The sequence below is a fragment of the Pseudomonas sp. KH_050 genome, assembly GCF_057838875.1.
Genome location: NZ_CM174478.1, coordinates 3,088,720 through 3,100,592 on the forward strand (window position 1 = coordinate 3,088,720; position 11,873 = coordinate 3,100,592).

The 11,873-nt window shown below is 58.5% G+C and carries 9 protein-coding genes; 6 read left to right on the forward strand and 3 right to left on the reverse strand.

Going from position 1 to position 11,873, the window contains the following annotated elements; genetic code table 11:
* The first annotated feature begins 128 nt into the window (after positions 1-128).
* The 3 genes from AC3IUA_RS14255 to pgm all read left to right on the forward strand — a co-directional run bounded on the left by AC3IUA_RS14255 (position 129) and on the right by pgm (position 4,866).
* Positions 129-1,604 carry a hypothetical protein gene (locus AC3IUA_RS14255; protein WP_489361839.1) on the forward strand — a complete coding sequence of 492 codons (1,476 nt, stop codon included), beginning with the start codon at positions 129-131 and terminating at the stop codon, positions 1,602-1,604.
* Between the two features lie 109 nt (positions 1,605-1,713).
* Complete coding sequence (locus tag AC3IUA_RS14260) at positions 1,714-3,114, forward strand: aminotransferase-like domain-containing protein (protein WP_489361841.1); 1,401 nt, start codon at positions 1,714-1,716, stop codon at positions 3,112-3,114.
* Between the two features lie 105 nt (positions 3,115-3,219).
* On the forward strand, positions 3,220-4,866 hold the full coding sequence (gene pgm / locus AC3IUA_RS14265) for a phosphoglucomutase (alpha-D-glucose-1,6-bisphosphate-dependent) (protein WP_489361843.1): 1,647 nt from the start codon (positions 3,220-3,222) through the stop codon (positions 4,864-4,866).
* A gap of 167 nt (positions 4,867-5,033) precedes the next feature.
* On the opposite strand, the gene AC3IUA_RS14270 is transcribed toward pgm, so the two are convergent.
* Entirely contained in the window at positions 5,034-5,729 is a 696-nt protein-coding gene (locus tag AC3IUA_RS14270) for a pirin family protein (protein WP_489361845.1), read from the reverse strand.
* 275 nt (positions 5,730-6,004) lie between these two features.
* Between AC3IUA_RS14270 and AC3IUA_RS14275 the strand changes: the two genes are divergently transcribed.
* Positions 6,005-8,482, forward strand: coding sequence for a UvrD-helicase domain-containing protein (locus tag AC3IUA_RS14275; RefSeq protein ID WP_489361847.1), 2,478 nt, complete (start codon positions 6,005-6,007; stop codon positions 8,480-8,482).
* A 113-nt stretch (positions 8,483-8,595) separates the two neighbouring features.
* Here AC3IUA_RS14275 and AC3IUA_RS14280 read toward each other — a convergent pair whose 3' ends face one another.
* Positions 8,596-8,868 carry a DUF1652 domain-containing protein gene (locus AC3IUA_RS14280; RefSeq protein ID WP_489361849.1) on the reverse strand — a complete coding sequence of 91 codons (273 nt, stop codon included), beginning with the start codon at positions 8,866-8,868 and terminating at the stop codon, positions 8,596-8,598.
* 275 nt (positions 8,869-9,143) lie between these two features.
* Here AC3IUA_RS14280 and AC3IUA_RS14285 point away from each other — a divergent pair, with 275 nt between their 5' ends.
* Both AC3IUA_RS14285 and AC3IUA_RS14290 read left to right on the forward strand, forming a co-directional pair.
* Positions 9,144-9,959: a helix-turn-helix transcriptional regulator gene (locus AC3IUA_RS14285; protein ID WP_489361851.1), complete on the forward strand. Its 816-nt coding sequence runs from the start codon at positions 9,144-9,146 to the stop codon at positions 9,957-9,959.
* A gap of 49 nt (positions 9,960-10,008) precedes the next feature.
* Positions 10,009-11,415, forward strand: coding sequence for an NAD(P)/FAD-dependent oxidoreductase (locus AC3IUA_RS14290; RefSeq protein ID WP_489361853.1), 1,407 nt, complete (start codon positions 10,009-10,011; stop codon positions 11,413-11,415).
* Positions 11,416-11,536: 121 nt separating this feature from the next.
* Here AC3IUA_RS14290 and AC3IUA_RS14295 read toward each other — a convergent pair whose 3' ends face one another.
* Positions 11,537-11,761, reverse strand: a complete 225-nt coding sequence (locus AC3IUA_RS14295) for a YgdI/YgdR family lipoprotein (RefSeq protein ID WP_489361855.1) — start codon at positions 11,759-11,761, stop codon at positions 11,537-11,539.
* Between the last annotated feature and the right edge of the window lie 112 nt (positions 11,762-11,873).

Below are 11,873 nucleotides of genomic sequence, written 5' to 3' on the forward strand. Positions count from 1 at the left end.
TTCGCCAGGTGCTAACATTTGGTAACTGATGCCTGTGCCAGTGGGCGATATTACTTCTTTCAAAACAGCAGGCAAGGCAGGGCTGGCGATGCCTGCTTGTTACTGACTTCTATTTCAGGTGTATGACAATGAGCGCTATTCACGATCAAGCCATGAATTACGTTTATCAGCAGGTATTGCAACGCTTACTGGGTTTTTACTCTCGGGCAGAGCGCACTGCATTGCAGCTTTTTATCCAGCGGCTGATCGTCGCTGCGGGGGGAATAGAGCGCATCAGTGAATTCAAAGTGCTAGTGGCCCACCCGGGAACCAGGGACAGCAGCTATACCTTGGGATTCGTTCGCGCCGCCCAGTTGAGCATTGCCGGCAGGGCTCCGGCCACCTTCAACCTGCGAGTTGCCACTTTGCGTCATGCGGGGATGAGCCAGACGGCCATGGCCAATGCTCATCGCAGTTATGGCAGTTTGTTTGTCTATGACGACCCGCGGGTAGAGGTTTTGATGGTCGACGGGCGAAATGTGCAGCCGTTCAATCACCTGCTCCCGCTGTGCGATGAGGATCGGGAGCTGAATCGCCGAAACCTGCTGCTTAGCTGCCACCTTGCGCCTGGCGTGAAGAGTTCGACATTTCGCAATCACTGCTATTTATCACTGGGCGCCTTCTATGGGCGGATCGCTCGCTGGGGCGATGGCGTCGACGTACTGGTCAGCAGTGACTCGCCTCACGAGCAAAGGCGCTATCTGACTGGATTCATCAATGCGGCACGATCCATCGGCTTGTCGATCGATGGCATTCCGGCACTCGATTTCGAAGACCTGTTCTGCGTGCTGGAGCCGTTCGGGCAAGACTACTATCAGCCGCTGTGTGCTGGCCTGGCCAAGGAAAATGCGCAGGATGACGCTGAGTTTCGGGCCCGTCGGCAGGTGTCATACCTTGGCTTGCATGACCTGGTCGGGGGTGGCCTGGAAGATCGCTGGCCGTTGCTCAGCGAGTTTCTCGGATTCCAGTTCGATCAGTTGTCCTCTCAGGTCAGCGAAACCGAATACGTCAGCCCTTTGTTGTCAGCTCACACCCAAGGTTTGCGCGCCCAGTTCGTAGACGGCCGCAACTATGAAGAGGGGGTTAGCCGCTACCTGCAATCGGCTGCCCTGATGATGCGCAAAAAGAAGCTCCCGGAAAAGCTTATAGAGCAGATGCTTTCAACTTACGGCAGTAGGCAGCGAATCGAGGAGCGTCGCGCCCTGGCGAGTAGCTATGCCCAGCAAAACCTCGGCCTGAATGAGTCACAGCTGGTTTGTCTGCTGTACAGCCCCTTTGTCGACCAAGGTGCAGGTCTTGAGCGTTTCCTGCGCTGTCGTCATCCGGGGATGCTGGTAGCGATGCCCGAATTGCATAAAGCACTGCAGACACAGTCCGCGCCGGAGCAGGTCTTGCAGTGGATGGTCGATGTCAGTGGCCTGTCCCTCGGTTTGCTGAGCACGCTTTACAGCATGTCTCCGGTGGCCGCTGCTGAGGAAGCCGCGATTGATTTCAATGATCATGGGGGCCCACGCACCCTCCACGACAGTAGTGATCTGACCAGCGAAGAGTCGACGGGAAGTTGATGACGGTCGAGTTGAGAGGTTCAAGGAAAATGTTTCCCTGCTTGCAAGTTTCCGCTCCCGAGCAGCACCAGCGGGTACCTGGCGGCTCCCCACAGGTTGGTCTTCACCCATGAAAGGAGGCAGACAGACCGACTTCGCTTACCAGGCTGTGTATCGTTACCTGACTAATTTGATCAGTGAGGTCGGAACCGAAGCCCGCGTCAAGTTGCCTTCGTTGCGGCATCTGGCGGAGCGGCTGAATGTCTCCATCTCGACTATTCAGTACGCCTATTCATTGCTGGAGAAGGAGGGAAGGGTCTATTCGGTCGCCAAGTCCGGCTACTATGCGCTGCCGGTATCTTCCAGCGGACCCTACGTCAGCGGCAATGATTTGCTTGAAACCGTCTATGTGAGTGCCCGGCGTGCGGATATGTTGGTGTTGAGCAATGACGAGCCGGCCTTGCTGCTTTCTCTGGACAGTCCTCTATTGCTGTTGGAGCGTGAATTGGTGCGCCAGTATCCACGCCAGCTGCAGTCGCTGTCGCAACCTTGTGGCGAGTTGGAATTGCGCGCCGCCCTGGCCGCCCGTTACACCTCGTCGCCGGTACGCTGCTGGCATGCCGATGATGTCTACATCGGCGCTGACCTGCGCGGTGTACTGGAGATCCTGATCGCGGTGTTCGGGCTCGCGAGCGCCACAGTGGTGGTGGAATCGCCCTGTGACTGGGGAATTTTGCGTTTGCTGCAGACCGCCGGGGTGCGAGTGATCGAGTTGCCACTGCAAGACAATGGCTGCCTGGACCTTGATGCGCTTGGCCACTTGCTGGAGACTGAAGCGGTGCGTCTGGTGATGCTGTCCTCCGGCGTCAGCATGCCGATGGGCAGCCTGATGCCGGCAAGCGACAGACGTCGTGTGGCGCAGTTGCTGGAGTTGCAGGATTGCTGGGTGCTGGAGAACGACATCTACGGTGAACTGGCGTTTGAACCACCCCAATGGCGCTTTCGTGACCTGGTCAACGCCGAACGACTGATTGTGTTCTCCACCTTCGAGAAAATAATCGGTCCGGAGGCACCTTACGGGTACCTGCTATCACGTCATTCGAGTGCCGAGTTGCAGCGGCATTTTCTCTTGCGCTCCTTTCGCTTGTCGCCGATCCGCCAGAAGGCCATTGCCCGGCTGTATACCAGTGGCCGGTTCGATCAACACCTGCAGGTGTTGCGGCGTATGTTGAAGGAACGCATGCAACACATGACGCAACTGCTGCACGAGCGTTTTGCCGACTCATTGCAGTTTATCCTGCCTGCCGGTGGCGCCACGGTCTGGGTGCGTTCCTTGCGCCCGGTGGATGTGCGCCGGGTGTTTCAGCGTCTGCTCAAGCAGCGGATTCTTGTCGCCCCAGGCGAGCTGTTCAGCATTGACGGGCTTCACTCCCAGAGCCTGAGGTTGAGTCACGCCTGCAGTGGCACGCAGGATCTGGACGCGGCGCTGAGCTGTCTGGCGGATGCCTTGCGTCTGGAGATGCTCGAGTAGGTAAAGCTGACAAATTCTGTCAAGGGGATAGATAGCGTCGCACTGTGGTCAAACTGCCAGTAAACTGCTTTCCTATCCCTGAACCCCCTTATCCAGAGGTTTTGCATGACAATCAGTCCTTTTGCGGGCAAACCGGCACCGGCAGAATTGTTGGTTGATATCCCGCGACTGGTAACGGCTTATTACACCAGCCAACCTGATGCAGCAGTCTCCACCCAGCGGGTGGCTTTTGGCACTTCGGGACACCGAGGCAGCTCCTTCGAGTCGAGCTTCAATGAATGGCATGTCCTGGCCATCAGCCAGGCTATCTGCCTGTATCGCGAAGTTCAGGGCATTGATGGTCCACTGTTTGTCGGGATCGATACCCACGCACTGTCGACGCCCGCCGGTGCCAGTGCGCTGGAGGTGCTCGCGGCAAACGGGGTGACGGTGATGATCGCCGAGGGCGACGAATACACCCCGACGCCGGCGATTTCCCACGCCATTCTTTGCTACAACCGTGGCCGCACCTCGGGGTTGGCCGACGGCATCGTGATCACGCCTTCGCATAATCCGCCGCAAAGCGGCGGCTACAAGTACAACCCGCCCAATGGCGGGCCGGCCGACACCCACATCACCAAGTGGATCGAAGCCAAGGCCAATGAACTGCTGGCCAACAAGCTCGCGGGCGTCAAGCGCATCAGCTATGAGCAGGCACTCAAGGCCAGTACCACCCATCGTCACGACTACCTCAATACCTACGTTGCCGACCTGATCAATGTGATCGACATGGAGGTCATCTTGGGTGCCGGGCTGCGCCTGGGCGTCGATCCGCTCGGCGGAGCAGGGGTGCGCTACTGGTCGGCGATTGCCGAGCATTACCGGCTGGACCTGGAAGTGGTCAACACCCAGGTTGATCCGACGTTCCGCTTCATGTCCGTGGACTGGGACGGGCAGATCCGCATGGACCCGTCTTCCAGCTATGCCATGCAAGGCTTGATCGGCCTCAAGGACCGTTTCGACGTCGCCTTCGGCTGTGACCCGGACCATGATCGCCACGGTATCGTTACCCCGTCCGGCGGCTTGCTGGCACCGAACAACTATCTGGCGGTGTCCATCGACTACCTGTTCCAGAATCGTCCGCACTGGCGTGCCGATGCTGCCGTGGGCAAGACGGTGGTCAGCAGCGGTTTGATCGATCGAGTCGCCAAGCGTCTGGGCCGCCGGCTGTATGAAGTGCCGGTGGGGTTCAAGTGGTTTGCCGAAGGCCTGTTCGACGGTTCTCTGGGCTTTGGCGGTGAAGAAAGCGCCGGTGCCTCGTTCCTGCGTCAGGACGGTAGCGTCTGGAGCACCGACAAGGACGGCCTGATACCGGCATTGTTGGCGGCGGAAATGACTGCTCGCACTGGCCGCGACCCAGGTCAGATCTATCGGGCCCTGACCGATGAGTTGGGTGAACCCTTTGCGGTGCGCGTCGATGCCAAGGCCACGCCCGCGCAAAAAGCCTTGCTCGGAAAGCTGTCGCCGGAGCAGGTCAAGTCGACGCAGTTGGCTGGCGAAACTATCCAGAGCATCCTCAGCCACGCCCCGGGCAACGACCAGGCCATCGGTGGTCTGAAAGTCATGACCGAGAACGGCTGGTTCGCGGCGCGGCCTTCGGGCACCGAAGACATCTACAAGATCTACGCTGAAAGCTTTATCGGTGACGAGCATCTCAAACAGCTGGTGGCCGAAGCTCAGGTATTGGTGGATGGCGCTATTGCTGTGAAATGATTGAGGGCCGCTAAAAGATCGCAGCCTTCGCCAGCTCCTACAGGTTTTGCATACACCTGTTATTTTCAGGGCGTAGGAGCTGCCGCAGGCTGCGATCCTGGCGATGTCCCGTCCTGAATAAGGTTTACACCTATTTCAGGACTGGACACTAGACAGCATTTAACGAATCAAGCCAGATCCACCAGCACGATTTCACTGTCCTCGATGGCCGTCACGCGCAACACTTGCTCATGCTCCACCGCAACTCCGTCTCGAGCTTCTGCGCGCAAGCCATTGACTTCAATGATGCCGGTGGCTGGCACCAGGTACGCCCGACGACCACTGTCCAGGCGATACTCGGCACTTTCACCGGCTTTCAGGTTGGCCGCCACCAGCCGCGCATCGGCACGAATCCGCAGGCTTTGATCGTCGCCAGTCTTGCCGCTGGCCAAGGTCACGAAACCTTCGCGCTGCCCCTTGGGAAACGGCCTGGCCCCCCAGGAGGGCGCCGAGCCGGCCTCATTCGGGATGATCCAGATCTGGAAGATTCTGGTCTCGGTCGACTCCAGGTTGTACTCACTGTGCGCGATCCCGGTGCCGGCACTCATCACCTGCACGTCACCGGCTTCGGTACGGCCCTTGTTGCCCAGGTTGTCTTCATGGGTGATTGCACCTTCGCGAACGTAGGTGATGATTTCCATGTCACGGTGCGGGTGTTTCGGGAAGCCGGTACCGGAAGCAATCACGTCATCGTTCCAGACCCGCAGGTTGCCCCAGTTCATGCGTTTGGGGTCATGGTATTCGGCGAACGAAAAGTGGTGATGGGCATCCAGCCAGCCATGGTGAGCGCCGCCCAGGGATTTGAAGGGTCTGAGTTCAAGCATGATCGTCTCCTGTAAAAGGTTCGTCATGTGGCTGAACACTTGCGCCGCAGAACGATAACCGGTGGTTGATGGCGAGCATCATCCAATAAGCCAATATCGATAAAAAGCGGAAAAAATACCTAAAACCAATCTAATTAGTTGATTGGTTTTGCACCGAATATCTACCGGTCAGCATTCAGTTGATCGCTTAAGCCAATGACAGATAAGCATTTCACTAGAAGTCAGGGGCAAATGCAGCGACCATAGGCTCAACAGCCTCACACCCTGGAGTCAGCGTGCCGCAACACACCCCCGATATTCCCCCGGAGCTGCTACCACTGGCCGAAATGCCGCTGCTCAAGCGGCTGGCCGCCCGGTTCTTCGGCCATGGCCTTACTCGCTTGCGCGCCCAACACCGCGCTTCCTGGTTGCATGGCCAGGCTGACGGCTTTCGCAGCGGGCATAGCGCCGGCGTGGATTACGGTTATAAAGAGGGCAGGCTCGAAGGCATCGAGGAAGGGCGTCAGGTCCTGCTGATTCGTGACACGCGCTGCACCGAGCACCGGGCGCCGGGTATTGATGACAACCTGTTCGACGACTGGCGCCTGCCGCTCAGCGCTGAACTGAAAAAACGCATCAAGGCCGATGTCGCCCGATTGCTGCCGGCGCAGGCGCAGCCCAGTGCGGCGCAGTGGAAGATGATCTTCAGTGATACACCCTCGACTTCGGTGATTGCCGGCGCGGGGGCGGGCAAGTCGACCTCGCTGGTGCTGCGCATTCTGTTGCTAACCCATTACCTGGGGTTTGAACTGGATTCGTTGACCGTGGTGACCTTCACCCGCGAGTCGCGCAAGGACTTCATTAATAAGCTGGTGGAGATGCTCGCCCTGTGGGGGCACACACTCAGCCTCAAGGATGCTCGGGACGTGGTGCGCACCTTCCACTCCAGAATCCTGCCAATGGTCCGCAGCCTGCCAGGTTTTGCTCAGTTGCAGGCCTTCGAGAATCTCAACGCCCGTTCCCCGCAAGGTGATGAAGGCGCTGACAGCAATCCGTTCGATCTGCGCATCAATGACACCCAGCGTCAGCAACTGAATGCCTGTTTTCACGGGTTGCACAGCCGCGATGAACGTTTCCGCGAACTGATCAAGCCGCTAGCTCGACACGCCTTGCAACTCAAGGAGCTGGAGCGAGATCACCCGGACGTGCAAAAGCGCATGGCGGTGACCGAGCTTGCGGCCAAGCGCGACGAAGAGCTCTGTGACACCCTCGAAGACTTGTGGTTTCGCGCCGGCGCCTGGCCCATCAAGGGCATCGAGCCCAATCGCCAGACGTTCGAGATCAATGGCTCCTCGTTCCATTGCCACGGCTACATTGCCGAGCTGGATGCCTGGGTGGTACTGGGTTTCGATCCCCGGGAAAATGCGCAGATCTGCCGGCCGGGAGCGAAGTTGTCGGTCCGCGCGGAGTGGGCGGTGAAGCGCACCCTGTTTCAAGCTTTCTGTCGCAAACCATTGATTTGGCTCGATAGTTATGACTCGGCGAAGCGGGTTGTAGCGTCTTTGGCGGGGGATGCCAGCGCCGGTCCCGGCTTCGATTACAAGGTCAAGGGCGAGCTGAGTTCCGCGCCGCTGCTGGATTGTTTTGTCGGCGCCGCCAGTTTTATCGAGAACCTGGGGCTGGATGTACCCGCCGCCGTCGGCCAGATGAGTTTTGCCAAGGACGATCCTGATCGTTACTTCTTCGAAGCCTTGAGCCTGTTCTGGCGTGCGCTGGAAGATCATTTGCTCGATCAATCGCCGCCGATCATGACCTACAACCGCATGTTCGCTTTATTTAGTGAGCATTCGCCGGAAAATCTAAAATTGTTGAGTGATCAGCTGCTCAGGCCGTTGTCGCACTTGATGATCGACGAGTTCCAGGACGTTTCGCCACAAATAGTCTCCTGGATACGCGCCAGCCTGCGGGAAATCCGCAGCCGTGGCCCGGCCATGCATGTCAGCCGGGGCGCCCAGCGCTCATCGTTGCTGTGCGTTGGCGATGACTGGCAATCGATCTATGGCTGGCGCGGCAGTTCGCCGAAGTACTTCATGGAATTCAACAAGGAGTTCCCGTCTCCCAGTACCACCCGGGTCATGCTCAGTGACAACTATCGCAGCCATCAGCACATTATCGATGCGGCAGAGCACATCGTCCGCGCGGCGCCGGCGATCGCCGGGAAGAAGGCCAGGGCCAGTGGCGAAGCCAAAGCGTTGCTGCCGGTCAATGTCATGGATCGGGACGACCATGGACTGGCCAAGCGCCTGATCGAGCATTACCGGAACGGTGATTCAATCTTGATGTTGTTTCGAAAGAGCAGCGATAAGCTATTGATAGAAGAGCATATTCAGTCTGTAATTAATGTTGATTCCAGGTTGCCGATCGAAGAGCGACGACTGAAACAGCTGACTTACCACAGCTCCAAAGGTTTGCAGGCCGATGCGGTATTCCTGTTGGGCGACTGTCAGCATTTGACCAGCTCACCTTACAAGAACCAGGTCTATCGAATGGCCGGGCTGGCCAGGGATGGCGATGCAGAGCCTTATGACAGCGCCCAGAAAGATGAAATCCTGCGCCTGGCGTACGTTGGCATCACCCGCGCGGTCAAGCATTGCTATTGGTATGTCGATGGTCAGGATGCTCAGGCGGCCAATGTTCCAAAGGCCTCCGACCGGATTGCCAAAGACAAGGCGTTCTTCGCCGATCAGCGGGGGATGAAGGTTCAGGCGCTGTAGGAGCTGCCGAAGGCTGCGATCTTGGCAATATGGCATGCGCCAAACACTTCCGGGTATATTCCTCACCCAGCAAAAAGCCCACAGATGTGGGCTTTTTGTCAGGATTTCAATGGTTAACCGTAACTTCTCAAACCCATGGGGAGGATAAAGGATTCAAGCTCGTCTTCTACCGCTTCGATTATTCGTTCGACATCGGTGGCATTCATTACCGTGGCGCAAGGGATACCGGCAATGGCAATCATGGTTTCGCCGCTGGCGCGATCGAACAGCCGGGCAATCATGCTGCCGGGTGCGTCCATGCTGGCCTCGAAGCCCATTGGATGAAAATGCCAGCGCATGAGCTGGCAGGCATTGGGAAAGGTGACCTTGGAAAAGACTTTGTTCATGTGTTGCCCACCTTGTTCATTGAGCACTTCCATAAGCTCGCGGTAGGAACGGAAGGACCTTCACTGGTCAATCCTGTAGAGCCTTTAAAAATAGCATCACTGGGAATAGGCGAAAGGGTTTTTTCAGGCCGTTTGGCGATTGTCTTGGAAAACTATGACGCAAGTCATGTTTGAGCAGGTAATAAGCCCAATGTCGTTATTCACGGGCCGTGAGTTGGTCATTGAAGCCCGGCCTGAAGTTCGGCAAGCTCTGTTTTTCTGTCATCGAGTGTTTTATGCCTGCCCATGATGATGGCCTGCTGCAGACCCAGGTCACCGGCGAAACCGTCCTGCGCTATCACCTGTGCTGGAAACACCGTGACCTGGATGGGGTCATGGCGCTGTATCACCCGCAGATCCAGTACCACGACTTCTTTCAGAACCGCGTTCTGGGTCTGGATGAGCTGCGTGAGTATGTGCGCAGCAGCATGCCGCGCGATCCGGATGAAGCGCTTGAGCACTCCGATCGTATCCGTCTGGATGGTGATACCGCATTCATTCAGTACCGCGTGACTTTGCGTGGCGGCCAGGGGCTGGTGTCGTTTCGTGCCAGCGAGGCGATCACGGTGCGCGACGGATTGATCTGGCGCGTCAACGAATACGCCTCGCTGGTGCATGAACAGCCACCCGGCAAGACCGCTGGCAGCCTGCGCCCGGCGGTCAGCCGGCTTGGGCTTTCGCCGCGCCAGTTGAGTTTCATGGCGCAGGACCTGCAACAGTATTTCCAGCGCCAGCAACCCTACCTGGCCCCGGAGCTTGATCTGCAGCGCGTCGCGAAGGAGTGCGGGTACAGCCGCAATCAGATCTCCTACTTGCTCAATCAAGTGCTGGGGCAAAGCTTCTATCGCTATGTCAATCAGGCCCGGCTGCAACATTTGCTGGCGGCACTGGACAAGGCCACGCCGCCGCTGCGAATCGACGAGCTGGCGTTCGCCGCCGGGTTCAATTCGCTGTCGGCGTTCTATAGCTGTTTCCGTCAGCAAACTGGTATGTCCCCCAAAGCCTACGTCAAACAAATTTCTTTGCGTGCACGCGCGCAAGACAGCCACTGAGCCCATGCACTAGGATCGCAGCCATCTGGTTTGGGTGGCGGAGTCTTGCATGCCGGCGTGGCGCACTATCAGTTTGTGGATGGATCAGCTCGACGAGCCCCTGGTTGCACGGCCGTCACTGGAGCAGGACCTGGATGTCGACGTGGCAATCATCGGCGCCGGCTACACCGGGCTCTGGACCGCCTACTACCTCAAGCGTCTGGCGCCGGAGTTGAACATCGCCATCGTTGAAGCGCAGACCGCTGGATTTGGCGCGTCCGGACGCAATGGCGGCTGGCTGATGGGCAATCTGTCGGGCGAGGACCGCTTGCTCGCCGACCTGCCTGCCGAGCAGCGTCGCGCTTCTTTCGATCTGCTGCACAGCATCCCTGATGAAGTAGGGACCGTTCTTGAGCGCGAAGGCATCGACTGCGATTACCGCAAGGGCGGGGTGTTGTATTGCGCGGCGCGTTATCCCGAGCAGGAAACCAGCCTGCGCCGCTACCTCGACAAACTCTACAGCCAGGGTCTCAACGAGGCGGACTATCGCTGGCTGAGCCCCGAGCAACTGGCGCAGCAGATCCGCGTCGCCAAGCCTTATGGCGGTATCTATGCACCGCACTGCGCAACCATCCAGCCGGCCAGGCTGGTGCGGGGCCTGGCCTTGGCGGTCGAGCGCATGGGAGTGAAGATCTTCGAGAACAGCCCGGTCTACCATTGGCAGGCCGGTGGCCTGCGCACCGCCAAGGCCCAGGTTCGCAGCCATTGGATAGTGCCGGCAGTGGAGGGCTATGCCGTGACGCTGGCACCGTTGGGGCGCTATCAAATGCCGGTGCAGAGTCTGCTGGTGGCGACCGAACCATTGTCCGCCGCAACCTGGGACGAGATTGGCTTGAGTCGGGGCCAGGCCTTCAGTGAAAGCAGCCGGCAAGTCACCTATGGCCAACGTAGCGCCGACAACCGTCTGGTGTTCGGTGCCCGCGGGGGCTATCAGTTCGGCGGGAAACTGCGCCACGACTTTGACCTGACCCGCGACGAAGTCGAACTGCGCCGTTACCTGTTCGGCGAACTCTTCCCGCAACTCAAGAACGTCAGGATCACCCACGCCTGGGGCGGCAACCTGGGCATGTCCCGACGCTTCAAGCCGCACATGCTCTGTGATCGCAGCGCCGGCATCGCCTTGTCCGGCGGTTACGGCGGCGAGGGCGTGGGCGCGAGCAATCTTGGCGGGCGCACCCTGGCCGAGCTGATCCTCGAACGCGACTCCGAGCGAGTACGCCAACCCTGGGTGATCCAGCAGGGTGGCCTCGAAGCGCTGAAGGCCTGGGAACCGGAACCCTTCCGCTGGCTCGGTTACAGCGCGATCATCCGCAGCTTCATCCATGAAGACCGGACTCTGGCCAATCCCGGGACTGCGCCGTGGCGGCGCCAACTTGCCAGCCGGGTCGCCGGGTTCATGGAAAGCTTCATGCAATAACCGCTGGCCAATCATCCACCCGTAGGGATTATCATGATCCGCATGGCCACCGTTTCGTTGACGTTAGCTGCGCGGCCGGACGCAGGCTTCGCCAGCTGCTACGCAGGTGCGCAGTCAGGCTTCAGTCTTCCTCGAGGACAGTGGCGACATCATCCGCCCTTACCTTGATCTTCCTGCCGGAAATGTCTTCGAATTCGTAGAAGCCGTCCTGGGTCTTGGTTTTCGGCGAATCTTTGGTCAGGTACTGAGTGCCGTCCTGCATCGTCACTATTGTCGGTGAAGCGCACCCGCCCAATACCAGAAGCGCTGTTACCGCGAGGGGAAAACCCAGTATTTTGATGTTCATGGACAAAACTCTCGTTTTAAGATCAGCCGACCACTTCGGCTGAAGGGAGTCACAAATAAAAGGCTAGTGGCCTTTTGTGTAGTCAGCCGAACGAAAAGTTCTCTACCCGGAA